The sequence below is a fragment of the Glycomyces arizonensis DSM 44726 genome, from assembly GCF_000482705.1.
GTDB classification, from domain to species: domain Bacteria; phylum Actinomycetota; class Actinomycetes; order Mycobacteriales; family Micromonosporaceae; genus Glycomyces; species Glycomyces arizonensis.
Window position 1 is genome coordinate 239,415 of sequence record NZ_AXWO01000002.1, and the last position, 17,925, is coordinate 257,339.

The window sequence follows — 17,925 nt, forward strand, 5'->3', positions numbered from 1 at the left end:
GAATCATCGTCTATTATAAATATGGTACAATCATAAAGTATGAAAATCCTGGGAAGGGTGTCCATGGTCGAAGATCACGATGAGGAGCGGAAGGTGATCGCTTCCTACACGGCTCGAATCCGCCAGAAGGGGCAGATCACGCTCCCGAAGGAAGTTCAAGAAGCGTTGCATGTCAAAGAAGGTGATCAGATCCAGTTCAACGTCTACAAGGACGGCCGAGTCACCATGGAAGGACTCATGGTGGTTCCAACCGACCAGCGATGGTTCTGGACTCCCGAGTGGCAGGCCGGTGAACGAGAGGCGTCTGAAGACATCGCCGCCGGAAGAGTCAAGCGCTACCACGACATCGACGAGATGTTCGATGACCTGGACCGTGAGAACTCTGCCTGATGTCACCGACCTACGACCGAACCGACAAGTTCAAACGCGACTTTGCAAAGCTCGATGAAGACCAGAATGCCCGCTTTCGGAGCGCGGTCAAGGACTTCATCGAGGACTTGCGGGAAAAACGGCAGCCGCGCCCGGGTCTCCGTGTCAAAGGAGTCCAGGGAATCGATGGCGTCTACGAGATGACCTGGGCTCCCGATGGGCGCGCGACATGGGAGTACGGTGATGAACGACGCGATGGCGAACCGCACGTGATATGGCGCCGGGTCGGCACGCACGGCATCTTCAAGAACCCGTGACCGCCACAAGTCGCTGAGCATGGCGTGTCGAATCGGTCGGTAGTCCTGTCCGGCTCATAAGATGAGCGGATGGCGGAAAATGAGCAGGCAGAGCGGCAGCGTTCATCGGACGGCGTCACGCATGAGATCGCAGGTCTTGAACCGAGGCGGATCTTCTACAGCACCGATGAGTTCCTCGCGTACCTGAACCGTGAACGTCCGGTTGCCGGGGAGGAGCCGTCGGCACCGGATGAATAGGATGGGCCCGTGATCGAGGCGCAGCAGGGGGGCGGGGTGCGGCATCCCGATGATCCGGATCCGGTCGAGTCGACCAAGGTGGTGGCCGCGCTGACCCTCGCGGTCCTCGCCGTCGTGTTCTCGCCCTTCGTCGGCGGCGCCATCCCCGCGCTCGTCGCGCTCATGCTCGCCCGCCAGGCCGAGGCCGACATCCGCGCCTCCGAGGGCTTCCTCCTCGGCGCCGGGAAGCTGCCCCGGATCAGGCGCCTGTCCTGGATCGCCATCGGGATCGCCGCCGCGGTCGTCGTCGCGCTCCTGCTGGTGTGGGTCGTCTCCATGGCCCGCTCGGCAGGAGAGCCGAGCTACGACGGCGACGTCGCCCTCGCCCTGCTCGGGACGTGAGGCGGGATACGCCCGCCAATCGGCGGCCCGCCCGTGCGACCTGCGTTCGGCGAGATAAGATAGGCCACGGTGTGTCTACCGCACCGCGCGAACAACGCCAATGCCCTTCGCCCCGCCCGTCTTCCCGTGATTCCGAACACGGGCGCCTTGCGGGCCGAATACGGCTTTGACGCCGTTCGTTAGGCTAGGTAGGCTTTTCCCTTGCGCCTGGACACCGCTTTGAGCGGCATGGTGGCCCTGTCTACTCCGGCAGCTCGGTCCCCGTGAGAGCCAGGCCAGGTTGCGTGCCTGCAAGGCGGCGAGGCCCTCATTAGGCCGAGTCTCCGGGCGTCATCGGCACGCACACCCTCGTACTGGGGGCTTCGTGAATATTGACTCGCATAGTCAGTCTCGCTTGAGATCACTCACGAACGCGTCTGAACCAGCCTGAGCGGCGCACTTCGCGCCGCGCGCATGGCTGGCATGGGTCCGGAGAGGCGCGACACGCCCGAACGCGGGGGACGGGATCCGGCTCTTTTGAGCAGGACTTTCAGATGACGCCGCCAAGACAGGAATACGCAACCAGCCATCGTGTTGAGAGGGGTTCGGCTCAGTGCCAACCATCCAGCAGCTGGTCCGCAAAGGCCGCAAGGCCAGGACCAACAAGAACAAGACGCCCGCGCTGAAGGGCAGCCCGCAGGCCCGCGGCGTCTGCACGCGCGTGTACACCACGACGCCCAAGAAGCCGAACTCGGCCATGCGCAAGGTCGCCCGCGTCCGGCTCATGAACGGCACCGAGGTCACCGCCTACATCCCTGGTGTGGGCCACAACCTGCAGGAGCACTCCATCGTGCTGGTCCGCGGCGGTCGTGTCCGCGACCTGCCCGGCGTCCGTTACAAGATCATCCGCGGCGCGCTCGACACCCAGGGTGTCCGCGACCGCAAGCAGGCCCGCAGCCGCTACGGCGCGAAGAAGGAGAAGTAGACATGCCGCGTAAAGGTCCCGCACCGCGCCGGCCGCTGACTGCCGATCCGGTCTACAACTCGGTGCTCGTCACCCAGCTGATCAACAAGGTCCTCAAGGACGGCAAGCGCCGCCTCGCCGAGCGCATCGTCTACGAGGCCCTCGAGAACTGCCGCCAGAAGGCCGACCAGGACCCGGTGGTCGTCCTCAAGCGCGCCCTGGACAACGTCAAGCCCACCCTCGAGGTCCGCTCCCGCCGCGTCGGCGGCGCGACCTACCAGGTGCCGGTCGACGTCCGTCCGCAGCGGGCCACCACGCTGGGTCTGCGCTGGCTGGTCGGCTTCGCGCGCGACCGCCGCGAGAAGACCATGGTCGAGCGGCTCACCAACGAGATCCTCGACGCCTCCAACGGCCTCGGCGCCGCGGTCAAGAAGCGCGAGGACACTCACAAGATGGCCGATTCCAACAAGGCATTCGCCCACTACCGCTGGTAGTGACCTCAAGAGAAGGCAAACGTGGCTAACAAAGCGAACGAGGCCCTGGCCAAGCTCCGCAACATCGGCATCATGGCCCACATCGACGCTGGCAAGACCACCACCACCGAGCGCATCCTGTACTACACGGGCGTGTCGCACAAGATCGGTGAGGTCCACGACGGCGCCGCGACCATGGACTGGATGGAGCAGGAGCAGGAGCGGGGCATCACCATCACCTCCGCCGCCACCAAGTGCGAGTGGGACGGCCACGTCATCCAGATCATCGACACGCCCGGCCACGTCGACTTCACCGTCGAGGTCGAGCGGTCCCTGCGTGTTCTGGACTCGGCGATCGCCGTCTACGACGGTGTCGCGGGCGTGGAGCCCCAGACCGAGAACGTCTGGCGCCAGGCCGACAAGTACAGCGTTCCGCGCATGTGCTTCGTCAACAAGCTCGACCGCACCGGCGCGAACTTCTTCCGCTGCGTGGACATGATGCAGGATCGCCTCAACTCCAACACCGCGGTGCTGCAGCTCCCGATCGGGGCCGAATCCGACTTCATCGGCGTCGTCGACCTGGTCGAGATGAACGCCAAGGTATGGCGCGGCGAGACCGGCCTCGGCGAGGAGTACGAGACCGAGGAGATCCCCGCGGACCTGGCCGACCAGGCCGGGGAGTACCGCGAGAAGCTCCTGGAGACCCTCGCGGACGTCGACGACGACTTCGCCGAGAAGTACCTCGAGGGCGAGGAGATCACCGCCGCCGAGGTCAAGGCCGCGATCCGCAAGGGCACCATCGCGAACCAGATCAACCCGGTGCTGTGCGGCACGGCCTTCAAGAACAAGGGCGTGCAGCCGCTGCTCGACGCGGTGGTCGACTACCTGCCTTCTCCGCTGGACATCCAGGCGATTCAGGGGACGCTGCTCGACAACGAGACCCACGCCGAGCGCCACGCGGACGTCGAAGAGCCCTTCAGCGCCCTGGCGTTCAAGATCCAGACCGACAAGCACCTCGGACGTCTCACCTACGCCCGCATCTACTCGGGCACCATCGAGACCGGCACTCAGGTCATGAACTCGACCAAGAGCCGCAAGGAGCGCATCGGCAAGATCTACCAGATGCACGCCAACAAGCGCGAGGAGCGCAAGGACGCCCAGGCCGGCGACATCATCGCGATCCAGGGTCTGAAGCAGACCACCACGGGTGACACGCTGACCGACTCGAACAACCAGGTGATCCTGGAGTCGATGATCTTCCCCGAGCCGGTCATCGACGTGGCCATCGAGCCCAAGTCGAAGGCCGACCAGGACAAGCTGGCCACCGCGATCCAGCGCCTCGCCGAGGAGGACCCGACCTTCCGGGTCCAGACCGACGAGGACTCCGGCCAGACGATCATCTCCGGCATGGGCGAATTGCACCTCGACATCCTGGTCGACCGCATGAAGCGGGAGTTCAACGTCGAGGCCAACATCGGCAAGCCGCAGGTGGCGTTCCGCGAGACCATCACCCAGCGGGTCGAGAAGATCGAGTACCTGCACAAGAAGCAGACCGGTGGTTCCGGTCAGTTCGCGCGGGTCATCGTCAACGTCGAGCCGCTCCCGATGGAGTCGAACGAGAGCCCGATCTTCGAGTTCGACGACCAGATCACCGGTGGCCGCATCCCGCGCGAGTACATCCCGTCGGTCAAGGCCGGCGCGGAGGACGCGATGCCGGACGGCGTCCTGGCGGGCTACCCGCTGGTGGGCGTCAAGCTGGAGCTGACCGACGGTCAGTACCACGAGGTCGACTCCTCGGAGATGGCCTTCAAGATCGCAGGCAAGATGGTGCTGAAGGAGGCCGCGAAGCGGGCGAAGCCAGTGCTGCTCGAGCCGATGATGGCCGTCGAGGTCATCTGCCCTGAAGAGAACATGGGCGATGTCATCGGCGACATCAACTCTCGGCGCGGTCTCGTCCAGGAGATGGGCGAGCGGGGCAACGACCGGACGGTCAAGGCCCAGGTGCCGCTGTCGGAGATGTTCGGCTACGTCGGCGACCTCAGGTCGAAGACGGCCGGCCGCGCGAACTACTCAATGCAGTTCGACACCTACGCCGAAGTCCCGGCGAACGTCGCCAAGGAGATCATCGCCAAGGCGACAGGCGAGTAATCGGACCGGGAGGGCAAGCCTGCCCTCCCGCCCGTGAACCCACCTGTTGCCGCGGGGTCTCCGCGACGCAATGGGTCAGTTAAGTCAAACCAGATTTATTCAGTCCACAGGAGGACGAAGTGGCTAAGGAAAAGTTCGAGCGGACTAAGCCTCACGTCAACATCGGCACGCTCGGTCACGTCGACCACGGCAAGACCACGCTCACGGCCGCCATCACCAAGGTGCTGCACGACAAGCACCCGGACCTCAACCCGTACACGCCGTTCGACGAGATCGACAACGCGCCCGAAGAGAAGCAGCGCGGCATCACCATCTCGATCTCCCACGTCGAGTACCAGACCGAGGACCGGCACTACGCGCACGTCGACTGCCCCGGCCACGCCGACTACATCAAGAACATGATCACCGGCGCGGCCCAGATGGACGGCGCGATCCTGGTCGTGTCGGCCGCCGACGGCCCGATGCCGCAGACCCGTGAGCACGTCCTGCTCGCCCGCCAGGTCGGTGTCCCGTACATCGTCGTGGCGCTCAACAAGGCCGACATGGTCGACGACGAGGAGATCCTCGAGCTCGTCGAGATGGAGGTCCGCGAGCTGCTGTCCGACCAGAACTTCCCGGGCGACGACGCCCCGGTCGTGAAGGTCTCCGCTCTCGGCGCCCTGGAGGGCGAGGAGAAGTGGGTCGACGCCGTCGCCGAGCTCATGCAGGCCGTCGACGACTCGATCCCCGAGCCCGAGCGCGAGATCGACAAGCCGTTCCTCATGCCCGTCGAGGACGTCTTCACGATCACCGGCCGCGGCACCGTCGTGACCGGCCGCGTCGAGCGCGGTGTGCTCCTGCCCAACGAGGACGTCGAGATCGTCGGCATCCGCGAGGGCTCGATCAACACCAAGGTCACCGCCATCGAGATGTTCCGCAAGACCCTCGACGACGCGCGCGCCGGTGAGAACGTCGGCCTGCTGCTCCGCGGCACCAAGCGCGAGGAGGTGGAGCGCGGCATGGTCGTGACCAAGCCCGGCACCACCACCCCGCACACGGAGTTCGAGGCCGAGGTGTACATCCTGTCCAAGGACGAGGGTGGCCGCCACACGCCGTTCTTCAACAACTACCGTCCGCAGTTCTACTTCCGCACCACGGACGTGACCGGCGTCGTGACCCTCCCCGAGGGCACCGAGATGGTCATGCCCGGTGACAACACCTCCATGAAGGTCGAGCTCATCCAGCCGGTCGCCATGGACGACGGCCTGCTCTTCGCGATCCGCGAGGGTGGCCGCACGGTCGGCTCCGGCCGCGTCACCAAGGTCATCAAGTAAGACCGCACACCGGGGCGATCCTTCCAAGGTGAAGCTTGCGAGCCTTGCATTGGCACAGCCGAGGGATCGCCCCGGTTTTTCTGCCGCCCGCGCCGCGGACGGTACGACAGCTCCATACGCGTAACCTGCCCCACTGCCGCCCGGCCCCCGCTTGCTGGCGAAACATGGGGTCCGGCATAATATGCAGGTTGCGTTCGCATCAGCGCGCCTTCGCCCCAGGTGAAGCCCGCGAGCCGCCCGGCGGCTCGGCGCCGCCGATGCTCACGCCCGGCCCGCGGGCCCAAGTAGGCACCACCAGGCGCCGAGAGGGACCGTTCACGGCGGGCAGGCGGGCGAGCCAAAAGACATCGAGGCACGGTCACGACTGTGTCCACATGTACCTGAAGCTCGCGACACGCCCGACCGCGTGGAGCGGTCTGAACAGCCAATTTACGTAAGGTAAGGAAACATGGCGGGACAGAAGATCCGCATTAGGCTGAAAGCCTACGACCACGAGGTCGTGGACTCCTCGGCCCGCAAGATCGTGGAGACGGTCACCCGTACCGGTGCTGCCATCTCCGGGCCGGTGCCGCTGCCGACCGAGATCAACCGTTTCTGTGTTATCCGGTCGCCGCACAAGTACAAGGACTCGCGCGAGCACTTCGAGATGCGCACGCACAAGCGACTCATCGACATCCTCGACCCGACCCCGAAGACGGTCGACTCGCTGATGCGCCTCGACCTGCCGGCCGGCGTCGACATCGAGATCAAGCTGTAGGGGCACCAATGGACAGGCAGATCAAGGGAATCCTGGGCACCAAGCTCGGCATGACCCAGGTTTGGGACGAGAACGGCCGCGCCGTGCCCGTCACCGTGGTGCAGGCCGGCCCGTGCGTCGTCTCCCAGATTCGTAAACCGGACGTCGACGGCTACTCGGCCGTGCAGCTGGGCTTCGGCGACGTCAAACTCAAGAACGTCACCAAGCCGATTCAGGGCCACTTCGAGAAGGCCGGCGTCGCTCCGCGTCGCCACCTGGTCGAACTGCGCACTTCCGACGCCGCCGACTACGAGCTCGGCCAGACCGTGGAGGCCACGGCCTTCGAGGCCGGCGACATCGTCGACGTCACCGGCACGACCAAGGGCAAGGGCTTCGCCGGCGTCATGAAGCGCCACGGCTTCGGCGGCCTCGGCGCCAGCCACGGTGCGCACAAGGTCCACCGCGCCCCCGGTTCGATCGGCGGCTGCGCCACGCCGGGCCGCGTCTTCAAGGGCATGCGCATGGCCGGCCGCATGGGCGGCAACCGCCACACGACGCAGAACCTGCGCATCCAGGCGGTCGACGCCGAGCGCGGGCTCCTGCTCATCGTCGGCGCCATCCCCGGCCCCAAGAACGGCCTGGTGCTCGTCCGCAGCGCAGTGAAGCAGGTGGCTACCAAATGAGCCTTGAGATCAAAGTCAAAGACGCCGCTGGCAAGGAGACCGGGAAGACCATCGAGCTCCCGGCGTCGATCTTCGACGTCGAGCCGAACATCCCGCTCATGCACCAGGTCGTGACCGCGCAGCTCGCCGCCGCGCGCAGCGGCACGGCGAGCACCAAGACCCGCGGCGAGGTCCGCGGCGGCGGCAAGAAGCCGTACCGCCAGAAGGGCACCGGCCGCGCCCGCCAGGGCTCGATCCGCGCGCCGCAGTTCAACGGCGGCGGCGTCGTCCACGGCCCCAAGCCGCGGTCGTTCGCCGAGCGCACCCCCCGGAAGATGAAGGCCGCGGCCCTGGCCGGCGCCCTCACCGACCGGGTGCGGGGCGGCAACCTGCACGTCGTCAGCGCCATCGTCGACGGGGAGACCCCGAAGACGAAGGACGCCAAGACCGCCCTCGCGGCCACCACCGAGTCCGCCAAGGTCCTCGTGGTGCTGTCCCGCGAGGAGGAGACCGCGAAGCTCAGCCTCCGCAACCTCCCCCAGGTCCACATCCTCGACTGGGGCCAGGTCAACACCTACGACGTGCTCAACAACGAGGACATCGTGTTCAGCGAGGCCGCCCTCGAGGCGTTCATCGCCGACCGGACGGAGCAGGAGGTCGCGGCATGAGCGAAGTGACCGTCGCCGACCCGCGCGACATCATCATCAAGCCGGTCATCTCGGAGAAGACCTACACCCTCCTCGGCGAGGGCAAGTACACCTTCGAGGTCGACCCGCGCGCCAACAAGAGCCACATCAAGATCGCCGTCAAGCAGATCTTCGGTGTGGACGTCAAGAGCGTCAACACCCTCAACCGGGACGGCAAGCGCAAGCGCACCCGTGACGGCTGGGGACAGCGCAAGAGCGTCAAGCACGCGATCGTCACCGTCGAGGGCGACCCCGGTCGTCTCGGTGAGATCTTCGGCGGACAGATCTCGTAGGGACGCAGGGAGTAACAATGGCCATTCGCAAATACAAGCCGACGACGCCCGGGCGTCGCGGTTCCAGCGTCTCCGATTTCTCCGAGATCACGCGCTCCACGCCAGAGAAGTCGCTGGTCCGCCCGATCACCAAGACCGGCGGCCGCAACAACTCGGGCAAGATCTCGACCCGTCACCGCGGCGGCGGCCACAAGCGCCGTTACCGCGTGATCGACTTCCGCCGCCACGACAAGGACGGCGTGCCGGCGAAGGTCGCGGAGATCGAGTACGACCCGAACCGCACCGCGAACATCGCGCTGCTGCACTACGCCGATGGCGAGAAGCGCTACATCCTCGCGCCGAAGGGCGTCAAGCAGGGCGACCGGATCGAGAACGGCCCCGAGGCCGACATCAAGCCGGGCAACTCGCTGGAGCTGCGCCACATCCCGGTCGGTACCACCGTCCACGCCGTGGAGCTCAAGCCCGGCGGCGGCGCGGCCCTCGGCCGCAGTGCCGGCGCCTCGATCCAGCTGCTCGCCCGCGAAGGCAAGTACGCGCACCTGCGCATGCCCTCCGGTGAGATCCGCCTGGTCCAGGTGACCTGCCGCGCCACCGTCGGCGAGGTCGGCAACGCCGAGCAGGGCAACATCAACTGGGGCAAGGCCGGCCGCATGCGCTGGAAGGGCTGGCGCCCGACCGTCCGCGGTGTCGTCATGAACCCGGTCGACCACCCGCACGGCGGCGGCGAGGGCCGGACCTCCGGTGGTCGCCACCCGGTGAACCCGCAGGGCAAGCCCGAGGGTCGCACCCGGAAGAAGAACCACCCGAACGACAGGCTCATCGTCCGTCGTCGCAAGGCCAGCCGGAAGCGGGGTAAGTAAGCCATGGGTCGCAGCCTGAAGAAGGGGCCCTTCGTCGACGACCACCTCCAGAAGAAGGTGGACGCCTCGATCGAGTCCAAGTCCAAGACCGTCATCAAGACCTGGTCGCGTCGCTCCACGATCACGCCCGACTTCATCGGGCTGACCTTCGGGGTCCACGACGGGCGGAAGCACGTTCCGGTGTACGTCACCGAGAACATGGTGGGGCACAAACTCGGCGAGTTCGCGCCCACCCGCACGTTCCGCGGCCACGAGAAGGACGACCGCAAGAGCCGTCGCCGCTAGGCCACGGGCTTCAAGAACGAACGAAGGAATAGAACGATGGCAACACTGGAGCAGGAGGCTCCGCAGGCGCGCGCGGTGGCGCGGTACGTCCGCGTCGCTCCGCGCAAGGCGCGCCGCGTCGTCGACCTCGTGCGTGGCCTGCCCGTGGACGAGGCCCTGACGACCCTCGAGTTCGCGCCCTACAGCGCGGCCGAGGTCGTGTACAAGGTCATCGCGTCGGCCTCGGCCAACGCGGAGAACAACCTGGGTCTGGACCCCGAGTCGCTCTTGATCGCCGAGATCAAGGTCGACGAAGGCCCGACGATGCGCCGCTACCGCCCTCGGGCTCACGGCCGCGCCTACCGGATCAACAAGCGCACCAGCCACATCACCGTGGTGGTGGAGTCCGTGCAGGCCGCCCCGGTCGACGCGGGTTCGATCCGCCGGCCCAAGGCCGCCGCCCCCAAGGCGGAGCCCAAGACCGAGCAGCCGGCCCAGACCGACGAGAAGTCCGAGTCCGCTGAAAAGGAGGAGACCGAGTAATGGGTCAAAAGGTTCACCCGCACGGGTACCGCCTCGGCATCAGCAGTGACTGGACGTCGCGCTGGTACGCCGACAAGGAATACGCCGACTACGTCGGTGAGGACGTGAAGATCCGCAAGCTCATGACCGAGGGTCTCGAGCGCGCCGGCATCAGCAAGGTCGACATCGAGCGCACCCGCGAGCGGGTCCGCGTCGACATCCACACCGCCCGCCCGGGCATCGTCATCGGCCGCAAGGGCGCCGAGGCGGACCGGCTTCGCGGACGCCTGGAGAAGCTGACCGGCAAGCAGGTCCAGCTGAACATCATCGAGGTCAAGAACCCCGACGTCGACGCCCAGCTCGTCGCCCAGGGCGTGGCCGAGCAGCTCGCCAGCCGCGTCAACTTCCGCCGTGCCATGCGCAAGGCCATCCAGTCGGCCATGCGCAATCCGACGGTCAAGGGCATCAAGGTCCAGTGCGCCGGCCGCCTCGGCGGCGCCGAGATGAGCCGTTCGGAGCAGTACCGCGAGGGCCAGGTCCCGCTGCACACGCTCCGCGCGAACATCGACTACGGCCTGTTCGAGGCCCACACGACCTTCGGCCGCATCGGCGTGAAGGTGTGGATCTACAAGGGCGAGGCCACGCTCAAGGAGCAGGCCGAGCAGGTGCAGCGCCGCCGCGACACCGGCGACCGCGGGGGCCGTCCCGGCCGCAGCCGCGGTGGCCGCGGGAACCGGGGCCGCACCGCGAACACGGGCACGCCGCAGGGCGCCCAGCCTTCGGGCGAGTCGGCCGCTCCGGCGACCGACGTCGGTGCCGCCGGCCCCGTCGAGACGAAGAAGCAGGAGGGCTAAGCGACATGCTCATGCCACGGAAACCGCCGCGCGGCTACCGCAAGCCACACGTGCCGGGGCGCAAGGGCAAGGCGACTCGCGGCACCCGAGTGACGTTCGGCGAGTACGGCATCCAGGCGCTGGAGCACAGCTATGTGACCAACCGCCAGATCGAGGCGGCCCGTATCGCGATGACCCGCCACATCAAGCGTGGCGGCAAGGTCTGGATCAACATCTTCCCCGACCGCGCCATCACGAAGAAGCCGGCCGAGACCCGTCAGGGCTCCGGCAAGGGCTCGCCCGAGTTTTGGGTGGCCAACGTCAAGCCCGGCCGGGTGATGTTCGAACTGTCGTTCCCGACCGAGACCATCGCCCACGAGGCGCTCATGCGGGCGATCCACAAGCTGCCCATGAAGTGCCGCATCGTGACGCGTGAAGGCGCAGGTGAGTAGTGATGGCGACTGGTATCGACGCCGGTGAGCTCCGCGAGCTCAGCGACAAGGAGCTCCAGGCGAAACTCCTGGACAAGAAGGAAGAGCTGTTCAACCTGCGCGTCCGGGGTGCCACCGGGCAGCTGGAGAACAACCACATGCTCGGCCTGGTCCGCAAGGAGATCGCGCGGATCTACACCGTCATGAACGAGCGCCGGTTGGGCCTCAGCGCCACGCCGGAAGGGGATGAGGAATGAGCGAGGAGACTGTAGAGACTCGCGGCCGGCGCAAGGTGCTCGAGGGCGTCATCGTCGGCGACAAGATGGACAAGACCGCTGTGGTCGAAGTCGAGGACCGCAAGAAGCACCCGCTGTACGGCAAGGTGCTCCGGTCCACCAAGAAGTACAAGGCCCACGACGAGAACAACCAGTGCGGCGTCGGCGACCGCGTCTCCATCATGGAGACCCGGCCGCTGTCGAAGACGAAGCGCTGGCGCGTCGTGGAGATCCTTGAGAAGGCCAAGTAGGGAGATCGGGACGTGATTCAGCAAGAGTCGCGGCTGAAGGTCGCCGACAACACCGGTGCGCGGGAGATCCTGTGCATCCGGGTGCTGGGCGGCTCGGGCCGACGCTATGCCGGTATCGGCGACACGATCGTGGCCTCCGTCAAGGACGCCATCCCGGGTGCCGGTGTCAAGAAGGGCGATGTCGTCAAGGCCGTCATCGTGCGCACCGTCAAGGAGCGCCGCCGCCCGGACGGCTCGTACATCAAGTTCGACGAGAACGCCGCGGTCCTCGTCAAGGACGGCGAACCGCGAGGGACCCGCATCTTCGGGCCGGTCGCCCGTGAACTGCGCGACAAGCAGTACATGAAGATCATCTCCCTCGCACCGGAGGTGTTGTAGAGATGAAGGTGAAGAAAGGCGACCGCGTCCGCGTCATCGCGGGCAAGGACAAGGGAGCCGAGGGCCTGGTGCTGGAGGCGTACCCGACCCGCGAGCGCGTGCTCGTGGAGGGCGTCAACCGGATCACCAAGCACACCAAGGCCGGACAGACGGCGCGCGGTTCGCGCACCGGCGGGATCGTCACCCAGGAGTCGTCGATCCACGTGTCCAACGTGATGGTGCTCGACGCCGACAACCAGCCCACCCGCGTGGGCTACCGGGTCGGCGACGACGGCCGCAAGGTCCGCGTCTCGAGGCGGACGGGTAAGGACCTGTGATGACTGACGTTGCAGAGAAGATCGCTCCGCGCCTGAAGGAGACCTACAAGTCCGACATCAGGCCGAAGCTGACCGACGAGTTCAAGTACGTGAACCTCCACCAGGTCCCCGGTCTGACGAAGATCGTGGTGAACATGGGTGTGGGCGAGGCCGCTCGCGACTCCAAGCTCATCAACGGCGCTCTGGAGGACCTGGCGACGATCACCGGGCAGAAGCCCATCGTGCGTCGCGCCAAGAAGTCGATCGCGCAGTTCAAGCTGCGCGAGGGCCAGGCCATCGGCGCGAAGGTGACCCTCCGCGGCGACCGCATGTGGGAGTTCCTCGACCGGCTGCTGTCGATCGCGCTGCCCCGCATCCGCGACTTCCGCGGCCTGTCGGACCGGCAGTTCGACGGGAACGGCAACTACACGTTCGGCCTGACCGAGCAGGCGGTGTTCCCCGAGATCGACCAGGACAAGATCGACCGGGTGCGCGGCATGGACATCACGGTGGTGACCACCGCGAAGACCGACGACGAAGGTCGGGCGCTGCTCAAGCACCTCGGCTTCCCGTTCAAGGAGAACGACTAATGGCGAAGAAAGCGCTCATCGCGAAGGCCAAGAGCAAGCCGAAGTTCGCAGTGCAGGCCTACAGCCGCTGCCAGAAGTGCGGTCGCCCCCGGGCGGTCTACCGCAAGTTCGGGCTCTGCCGTGTGTGCGTGCGCGAGATGGCCCACGCCGGCGAACTCCCAGGCGTCCACAAGGCCAGCTGGTAACTGGAGCCGCCCCAGAACGAATCTGAGCTGCGGTTCTCTCGTCGCAAGTCCGCTCCGCTGGCGCTCCGCCTAAGGACTAGCTCCTGCGAGAACCTTGTCAGATTCGCCCTGGAACGGCTCCAGCCACCAGCTGTTGGAGCCGGGCTTCAAAATCCATATCGATCGCCACAGGCCCCCTTCCATCGCGGGGGAACCGGGGTGAGAAAGGTACATCAAGAGCATGACAATGACCGACCCGATCGCAGACATGCTGACGCGTCTGCGGAACGCCAACCAGGCCTACCACGACACCACGTCGATGCCGCACTCCAAGATGAAGGCCTCCATCGCCGAGGTCCTCAAGCAGGAGGGCTACATCGCCGACTGGCGCGTCGAGGACCCCGAGGAAGGCAAAGTCGGCAAGAAACTCGTCGTCGACCTGAAGTTCGGCGAGCACCGCGAGCGGTCCCTGGCGGGCGTGCGCCGTGTCTCGAAGCCGGGCCTGCGGGTCTACGCCAAGTCCACTGAGCTGCCGCGCGTGCTCGGCGGTCTGGGTGTGGCCATCGTGTCCACCTCCCACGGCCTGCTGACCGACCGCCAGGCTCGCAAGCGCGGCGTGGGCGGCGAAGTCATCGCCTACGTCTGGTAGTCAAGGAGGGTATGAAGCATGTCCCGCATTGGGAAGCAGCCGATCCAGGTGCCCTCCGGCGTCGACGTGAAGATCGACGGCGCGACGGTCACCGTGAAGGGCCCCAAGGGCCAGCTCGTCCGCGAGCTGCCCGAGCCCATCGGCATCGAGAAGAACGAGGACGGTTCGCTCCAGGTGACCCGCCCGAACGACGAGCGCAAGTCGCGGGCCCTGCACGGCCTGGCGCGCAGCCTCGTCAACAACATGGTCGTCGGCGTCTCCGAGGGGTACAAGAAGTCCCTGGAGATCAACGGCACCGGTTACCGCGCGCAGGCCAAGGGCAAGGGCGTGGAGATGAGCCTCGGCTTCTCCCACACCATCCAGGTCGACGCGCCGGAGGGCATCTCGTTCCAGGTCGAGCGGCCGACCCTGCTGCACGTCGAGGGCATCGACAAGCAGCTCGTCGGTCAGGTCGCGTCGAACATCCGCCGACTGCGTCCGCCGGAGCCCTACAAGGGCAAGGGCGTGAAGTACGTCGACGAGCGCATCCGCCGCAAGGCCGGGAAGGCAGGTAAGTAATGGCGAGCAAACTCGAGCGCCGTCGCCCGTCAGGGTCGGTCTCCCAGCGCCGTCGGATCGCGAAGAACCGGCGCCACTTCCGTGGCCGCAAGAAGGTCACCGGCACGGCCGAGCAGCCGCGCCTGGCGGTGTTCCGCTCCTCGAAGCACATCGTGGCCCAGGTCATCGACGACGTGAAGGGCCACACGCTGGCCGCCGCGTCGACGGTCGAGCCCGACCTGCGCGCCTTCGAGGGCGACAAGACCGCGAAGGCCAAGGAGGTCGGCAAGCTCGTCGCCGAGCGCGCGAAGGAAGCCGGCGTCGAAGCGGTCGTGTTCGACCGCGGCGGACTCCAGTACCACGGCCGCATCGCGGCCCTGGCCGACGCCGCCCGCGACAACGGCCTGAAGTTCTAACCGCATAGCACGGCTCGAAAGCCGGGAGGGAGCCTTGCTCCTTCCCGGCTCTTCCGTTCGTGCCGGGGTTCGGTGTGGATGGTGAACGACACGGCCGACCTGCCTTGAACGCCCGATGGGCGTAAGGAAGACTGGTCCGGTGCGATCCCCGAAGATGACCCGCAAGGCGGTGCTCGCCTCCGGCGTGGCCGCCTCCCTGGCGGCCGCCGGATGCTCCAAGGACGAGTCCGGATCCGATGACCCGACCGATCCGAGCACCGGGCAGGATGAGGCCATCGACGAAGCGAAGGAGTACGCGACCGACCGGCTGGCGTCCATGACCATCGAGGAGAAGGTCGGCCAGCTGTTCATGGTGTACGTCAACGGCTCCAGCGCCGACACCGATGATCCCGACGACGTCGCCGCCAACCAGGACCGCTTCGGCGTCGACAACGCCGCGCAGCTCATCGAGGCCCACCGGCCCGGCGGGATCATCTACTTCACGTGGGCGGGCAACGTCGACGATCCCGAGCAGACCGCGAAACTCTCCAACGGCCTCCAGGAGGCCGCGGGCGACGGCGTGCCGCTGTTCGTCGCCGTCGACCAGGAGTACGGCGTCGTCGCCCGCATCGGCGAGCCCGCCACGCAGTTCCCCGGCGCCATGCCGCTCGGGGCCACCCGGGACGCCGAGGCCGCCTCGCGGGCCGCCGAGATCGCCGGAGCCGAGCTGCGGGCCATGGGCCTGAACCTGAACTTCGCCCCCGACGCCGACGTCAACGTCAACCCCGCGAACCCGGTCATCGGCGTCCGCTCGTTCTCCTCCGACCCCGCGCTCACCGCCGAGCTGACGGCCGCGCAGGTCACCGGCTACCAGACCGGCGGCGTCGCGGCCTCGGCGAAGCACTTCCCCGGCCACGGCGACACCGACGTCGACAGCCACGTCGGCCTGCCGGTGATCACCCACTCCGCCGACGAGTGGGCCGAGATCGACGCGCCGCCGTTCAAGGCCGCGATCGAGGCCGGCGTCGACATGATCATGTCGGCGCACCTCCAGTTCCCCGCGCTCGACGACTCCCTCAAGCCCGCGACGCTCTCGAAGCCGATCCTCACCGGCCTGCTGCGCGACGAGCTCGGCTTCGACGGCGTGGTCATCACCGACTCCCTGGAGATGGAGGGCGTGCGCACCGAGTTCGGCGACGAGCGCGTGCCGGTCATGGCGCTCCTGGCCGGGGTCGACATGCTGCTCATGCCGCCGGACTTCGTGCTGGCCCGCGACGCGGTGCTGGCGGCGGTCGAATCCGGCGAGCTGACCGAGGACCGCGTCGACGCCTCGGTGCGGCGGCTCCTGGAGCTCAAGTACCGGCGCGGCATCGTCACCGGTCCGATGACCGACGCGGGCGCCGCGCCCGACGTCGTCGGCACCGACGAGCACCTCGCGGCGGCCGACGACATCTCGGACCGCGCCATCACGCTGCTGCAGAACGACGGCGTGCTCCCGCTCGCGGCCGACGGCGCGTCGGTGCTCGTGACCGGCTGGGGCGAGAACACGACCGCCGTCATCGCCGACGAGCTGAACCGCCTCGGCGCCCAGGCCGAGGTGCTCCTGACCGGCGACGAGCCGGGCGGCGACGCCATCGCCTCGGCGGTGTCCGCGGCTGGCGGCAAGGACCTCGTCGTGGTGTCGACGTTCTCGGTCGCCGCGGGCTCGCCGCAGATCGACCTCGTCGACGCCCTTTTGGACTCGGGCGTCCCGGTGGTCGCGGCGGCGGTCGGCACTCCCTACGACATCGCGCACCTCACCGGCGTCAACGCGTACCTGGCGACGTACTCCTACACCGATGGCGCGCTGCGGTCGCTGGCGGAGGCCGTCCGCGGTGAGATCACGCCGCAGGGCCGCCTCCCGGTGGACGTTCCCGCAGGTGACGGCTCCGGCAACGTCCTGTTCGAGTTCGGTTCCGGTTCGGGCTGGTAGCGCCGGGTCATCCCGATTTTCCCGAGAAGTCGAAGAAAGTTATTTTCACACGCTTGACGCCGTATGGAACTTCTCTCCATACTGGGTCCGAGTGCGATACCTCGCACTCTCCCCCAATCGGTAGATCTCCTTACAAGCAGGGAGTCTCGTGTGAACCACTTCTCAAGCGACGAAATCCGCCCAAGACGCCGCGGCCTCAAGGCGCTCATCGGCCTGCTCGCCTCGGCGGCGCTCACCGCGGCGCTCATGGCCGTGGCGAGCCCGGCCTCGGCCCAGTCCAGCCCGACCGGCGTCGACGTCTCGAACTGGCAGGGCTCGATCAACTGGACCTCGGTCAAGAACGCCGGGATCGACTTCGCCTACATCAAGGCCACCGAGGGCACCTCCTATCGGGACCCCCGATTCGACGACAACTATCCGGGCGCCTACTACGCGGGCGTCATCCGCGGCGCCTACCACTTCGCCCGGCCCTCGTACTCGTCCGGCTCGACGCAGGCGAACTTCTTCGCCTCCAACGGCGGGGCCTGGTCGGCCGACAACCTGACCCTCCCCGGCGCCGTCGACCTCGAGGCCCCGCCCTCGGGCGCGCGGTGCTACGGCCTCTCCACCACCCAGATGCGCAACTGGATCTCCGACTTCTACAACACGTACAAGTCCCGGACCGGCCGCGACGTCGTCATCTACACCACCGCCTCATGGTGGAACTCCTGTACCGGCTCATGGACCGGCATGGCCGCCAAGAGCCCGCTGTGGGTGGCCCACTGGGGCGCCTCCAGTCCGGCCCTCCCCGCCGGCTGGAGCAACACCACCTGGACGTTCTGGCAGTACACCTCGAGCGGATCGGTCTCGGGCATCGCCGGCAACGTCGACCGCGACCACTTCAACGGCTCGCAGGCGCGCCTGCTGGCCCTGGCGAACAACACGTAGTCCCCGTCCCGGAGGCCGGGCCC

At 67.1% G+C, this 17,925-nt stretch carries 28 protein-coding genes; all 28 read left to right on the top strand.

The features are described from left to right. Nucleotides 1–39 precede the first annotated feature (39 nt). The 28 genes from H613_RS0103790 to H613_RS0103920 all read left to right on the top strand — a co-directional run bounded on the left by H613_RS0103790 (nt 40) and on the right by H613_RS0103920 (nt 17,902). Nucleotides 40–390: an AbrB/MazE/SpoVT family DNA-binding domain-containing protein gene (locus H613_RS0103790; RefSeq protein ID WP_211234691.1), complete on the top strand. Its 351-nt coding sequence runs from the start codon at nt 40–42 to the stop codon at nt 388–390. Beyond that, nucleotides 390–686 carry a hypothetical protein gene (locus H613_RS29810; RefSeq protein WP_211234692.1) on the top strand — a complete coding sequence of 99 codons (297 nt, stop codon included), beginning with the start codon at nt 390–392 and terminating at the stop codon, nt 684–686. The genes H613_RS0103790 and H613_RS29810 overlap by 1 nt, the downstream gene beginning before the upstream one ends. A 69-nt stretch (nt 687–755) precedes the next feature. Beyond that, the gene (locus tag H613_RS30620; RefSeq protein WP_156925807.1) at nt 756–923 is read left to right on the top strand and encodes a hypothetical protein; all 168 of its coding nucleotides are present in this window, start codon (nt 756–758) and stop codon (nt 921–923) included. A gap of 9 nt (nt 924–932) precedes the next feature. Then, nucleotides 933–1,304 (top strand): hypothetical protein, encoded by a 372-nt coding sequence (locus H613_RS0103800; RefSeq protein ID WP_026922756.1) that lies wholly within the window; start codon nt 933–935, stop codon nt 1,302–1,304. A 592-nt stretch (nt 1,305–1,896) separates the two neighbouring features. Beyond that, a complete protein-coding gene (rpsL, locus tag H613_RS0103805) occupies nt 1,897–2,268 on the top strand; it encodes a 30S ribosomal protein S12 (protein ID WP_026922757.1) in 372 nt (123 codons plus the stop codon). Nucleotides 2,269–2,270: 2 nt separating this feature from the next. After that, complete coding sequence (rpsG, locus tag H613_RS0103810) at nt 2,271–2,741, top strand: 30S ribosomal protein S7 (protein ID WP_026922758.1); 471 nt, start codon at nt 2,271–2,273, stop codon at nt 2,739–2,741. A 21-nt stretch (nt 2,742–2,762) separates the two neighbouring features. Beyond that, the gene (gene fusA, locus H613_RS0103815; RefSeq protein ID WP_026922759.1) at nt 2,763–4,868 is read left to right on the top strand and encodes an elongation factor G; all 2,106 of its coding nucleotides are present in this window, start codon (nt 2,763–2,765) and stop codon (nt 4,866–4,868) included. Nucleotides 4,869–4,987: 119 nt separating this feature from the next. Continuing rightward, nucleotides 4,988–6,181, top strand: coding sequence for an elongation factor Tu (gene tuf / locus H613_RS0103820; protein WP_026922760.1), 1,194 nt, complete (start codon nt 4,988–4,990; stop codon nt 6,179–6,181). Between the two features lie 448 nt (nt 6,182–6,629). Then, nucleotides 6,630–6,938, top strand: a complete 309-nt coding sequence (gene rpsJ / locus H613_RS0103825; protein WP_026922761.1) for a 30S ribosomal protein S10 — start codon at nt 6,630–6,632, stop codon at nt 6,936–6,938. An 8-nt stretch (nt 6,939–6,946) separates the two neighbouring features. Further along, complete coding sequence (gene rplC / locus H613_RS0103830) at nt 6,947–7,600, top strand: 50S ribosomal protein L3 (RefSeq protein WP_026922762.1); 654 nt, start codon at nt 6,947–6,949, stop codon at nt 7,598–7,600. Then, a complete protein-coding gene (gene rplD, locus H613_RS0103835; RefSeq protein ID WP_026922763.1) occupies nt 7,597–8,247 on the top strand; it encodes a 50S ribosomal protein L4 in 651 nt (216 codons plus the stop codon). The genes rplC and rplD overlap by 4 nt, the downstream gene beginning before the upstream one ends. Then, nucleotides 8,244–8,558, top strand: a complete 315-nt coding sequence (gene rplW, locus H613_RS0103840) for a 50S ribosomal protein L23 (RefSeq protein WP_026922764.1) — start codon at nt 8,244–8,246, stop codon at nt 8,556–8,558. Before rplD ends, rplW begins: the two co-directional genes overlap by 4 nt. A gap of 17 nt (nt 8,559–8,575) precedes the next feature. Then, a complete protein-coding gene (gene rplB, locus H613_RS0103845) occupies nt 8,576–9,418 on the top strand; it encodes a 50S ribosomal protein L2 (protein WP_026922765.1) in 843 nt (280 codons plus the stop codon). 3 nt (nt 9,419–9,421) lie between these two features. Further along, nucleotides 9,422–9,703, top strand: coding sequence for a 30S ribosomal protein S19 (gene rpsS, locus H613_RS0103850; protein ID WP_026922766.1), 282 nt, complete (start codon nt 9,422–9,424; stop codon nt 9,701–9,703). A gap of 36 nt (nt 9,704–9,739) precedes the next feature. Continuing rightward, complete coding sequence (gene rplV / locus H613_RS0103855; protein ID WP_026922767.1) at nt 9,740–10,225, top strand: 50S ribosomal protein L22; 486 nt, start codon at nt 9,740–9,742, stop codon at nt 10,223–10,225. Further along, complete coding sequence (gene rpsC, locus H613_RS0103860) at nt 10,225–11,058, top strand: 30S ribosomal protein S3 (protein WP_026922768.1); 834 nt, start codon at nt 10,225–10,227, stop codon at nt 11,056–11,058. The genes rplV and rpsC overlap by 1 nt, the downstream gene beginning before the upstream one ends. A 5-nt stretch (nt 11,059–11,063) precedes the next feature. After that, nucleotides 11,064–11,489 carry a 50S ribosomal protein L16 gene (rplP, locus tag H613_RS0103865; RefSeq protein WP_026922769.1) on the top strand — a complete coding sequence of 142 codons (426 nt, stop codon included), beginning with the start codon at nt 11,064–11,066 and terminating at the stop codon, nt 11,487–11,489. 2 nt (nt 11,490–11,491) lie between these two features. After that, nucleotides 11,492–11,725: a 50S ribosomal protein L29 gene (gene rpmC / locus H613_RS0103870; protein WP_026922770.1), complete on the top strand. Its 234-nt coding sequence runs from the start codon at nt 11,492–11,494 to the stop codon at nt 11,723–11,725. After that, nucleotides 11,722–11,994 (top strand): 30S ribosomal protein S17, encoded by a 273-nt coding sequence (gene rpsQ, locus H613_RS0103875; protein WP_026922771.1) that lies wholly within the window; start codon nt 11,722–11,724, stop codon nt 11,992–11,994. The genes rpmC and rpsQ overlap by 4 nt, the downstream gene beginning before the upstream one ends. A gap of 12 nt (nt 11,995–12,006) precedes the next feature. Further along, nucleotides 12,007–12,372, top strand: coding sequence for a 50S ribosomal protein L14 (gene rplN, locus H613_RS0103880; RefSeq protein WP_026922772.1), 366 nt, complete (start codon nt 12,007–12,009; stop codon nt 12,370–12,372). Nucleotides 12,373–12,374: 2 nt separating this feature from the next. Next, a complete protein-coding gene (rplX, locus tag H613_RS0103885; protein WP_026922773.1) occupies nt 12,375–12,689 on the top strand; it encodes a 50S ribosomal protein L24 in 315 nt (104 codons plus the stop codon). Beyond that, the gene (gene rplE, locus H613_RS0103890) at nt 12,689–13,258 is read left to right on the top strand and encodes a 50S ribosomal protein L5 (protein WP_026922774.1); all 570 of its coding nucleotides are present in this window, start codon (nt 12,689–12,691) and stop codon (nt 13,256–13,258) included. The genes rplX and rplE overlap by 1 nt, the downstream gene beginning before the upstream one ends. Further along, nucleotides 13,258–13,443: a type Z 30S ribosomal protein S14 gene (locus H613_RS0103895; RefSeq protein WP_026922775.1), complete on the top strand. Its 186-nt coding sequence runs from the start codon at nt 13,258–13,260 to the stop codon at nt 13,441–13,443. The genes rplE and H613_RS0103895 overlap by 1 nt, the downstream gene beginning before the upstream one ends. A 220-nt stretch (nt 13,444–13,663) precedes the next feature. Then, nucleotides 13,664–14,071, top strand: coding sequence for a 30S ribosomal protein S8 (rpsH, locus tag H613_RS0103900; protein WP_026922776.1), 408 nt, complete (start codon nt 13,664–13,666; stop codon nt 14,069–14,071). An 18-nt stretch (nt 14,072–14,089) separates the two neighbouring features. Then, on the top strand, nt 14,090–14,629 hold the full coding sequence (gene rplF / locus H613_RS0103905; RefSeq protein WP_026922777.1) for a 50S ribosomal protein L6: 540 nt from the start codon (nt 14,090–14,092) through the stop codon (nt 14,627–14,629). Beyond that, on the top strand, nt 14,629–15,024 hold the full coding sequence (rplR, locus tag H613_RS0103910) for a 50S ribosomal protein L18 (RefSeq protein ID WP_026922778.1): 396 nt from the start codon (nt 14,629–14,631) through the stop codon (nt 15,022–15,024). Before rplF ends, rplR begins: the two co-directional genes overlap by 1 nt. A gap of 115 nt (nt 15,025–15,139) precedes the next feature. Beyond that, nucleotides 15,140–16,975, top strand: coding sequence for a glycoside hydrolase family 3 protein (locus H613_RS24225; RefSeq protein ID WP_035735967.1), 1,836 nt, complete (start codon nt 15,140–15,142; stop codon nt 16,973–16,975). A gap of 150 nt (nt 16,976–17,125) precedes the next feature. Continuing rightward, nucleotides 17,126–17,902, top strand: a complete 777-nt coding sequence (locus H613_RS0103920) for a GH25 family lysozyme (protein ID WP_026922779.1) — start codon at nt 17,126–17,128, stop codon at nt 17,900–17,902. Nucleotides 17,903–17,925: the final 23 nt, after the last annotated feature.

Coding starts and splice junctions, on each gene's coding strand:
- rpsC (WP_026922768.1), top strand. CDS start 10,225: ATGGGTCAAAAGGTTCACCCGCACGGGTACCGCCTCGGCATCAGCAGT.
- rpmC (WP_026922770.1), top strand. CDS start 11,492: ATGGCGACTGGTATCGACGCCGGTGAGCTCCGCGAGCTCAGCGACAAG.
- rpsS (WP_026922766.1), top strand. CDS start 9,422: ATGGGTCGCAGCCTGAAGAAGGGGCCCTTCGTCGACGACCACCTCCAG.
- rpsH (WP_026922776.1), top strand. CDS start 13,664: ATGACAATGACCGACCCGATCGCAGACATGCTGACGCGTCTGCGGAAC.
- H613_RS0103895 (WP_026922775.1), top strand. CDS start 13,258: ATGGCGAAGAAAGCGCTCATCGCGAAGGCCAAGAGCAAGCCGAAGTTC.
- H613_RS30620 (WP_156925807.1), top strand. CDS start 756: ATGGCGGAAAATGAGCAGGCAGAGCGGCAGCGTTCATCGGACGGCGTC.
- rplB (WP_026922765.1), top strand. CDS start 8,576: ATGGCCATTCGCAAATACAAGCCGACGACGCCCGGGCGTCGCGGTTCC.
- H613_RS29810 (WP_211234692.1), top strand. CDS start 390: ATGTCACCGACCTACGACCGAACCGACAAGTTCAAACGCGACTTTGCA.
- rplD (WP_026922763.1), top strand. CDS start 7,597: ATGAGCCTTGAGATCAAAGTCAAAGACGCCGCTGGCAAGGAGACCGGG.
- H613_RS24225 (WP_035735967.1), top strand. CDS start 15,140: ATGGGCGTAAGGAAGACTGGTCCGGTGCGATCCCCGAAGATGACCCGC.
- H613_RS0103790 (WP_211234691.1), top strand. CDS start 40: ATGAAAATCCTGGGAAGGGTGTCCATGGTCGAAGATCACGATGAGGAG.
- rpsG (WP_026922758.1), top strand. CDS start 2,271: ATGCCGCGTAAAGGTCCCGCACCGCGCCGGCCGCTGACTGCCGATCCG.
- rplW (WP_026922764.1), top strand. CDS start 8,244: ATGAGCGAAGTGACCGTCGCCGACCCGCGCGACATCATCATCAAGCCG.
- rplV (WP_026922767.1), top strand. CDS start 9,740: ATGGCAACACTGGAGCAGGAGGCTCCGCAGGCGCGCGCGGTGGCGCGG.
- rplR (WP_026922778.1), top strand. CDS start 14,629: ATGGCGAGCAAACTCGAGCGCCGTCGCCCGTCAGGGTCGGTCTCCCAG.
- rplF (WP_026922777.1), top strand. CDS start 14,090: ATGTCCCGCATTGGGAAGCAGCCGATCCAGGTGCCCTCCGGCGTCGAC.
- rplE (WP_026922774.1), top strand. CDS start 12,689: ATGACTGACGTTGCAGAGAAGATCGCTCCGCGCCTGAAGGAGACCTAC.
- rpsQ (WP_026922771.1), top strand. CDS start 11,722: ATGAGCGAGGAGACTGTAGAGACTCGCGGCCGGCGCAAGGTGCTCGAG.
- rplP (WP_026922769.1), top strand. CDS start 11,064: ATGCTCATGCCACGGAAACCGCCGCGCGGCTACCGCAAGCCACACGTG.
- rplX (WP_026922773.1), top strand. CDS start 12,375: ATGAAGGTGAAGAAAGGCGACCGCGTCCGCGTCATCGCGGGCAAGGAC.
- rplC (WP_026922762.1), top strand. CDS start 6,947: ATGGACAGGCAGATCAAGGGAATCCTGGGCACCAAGCTCGGCATGACC.
- rpsJ (WP_026922761.1), top strand. CDS start 6,630: ATGGCGGGACAGAAGATCCGCATTAGGCTGAAAGCCTACGACCACGAG.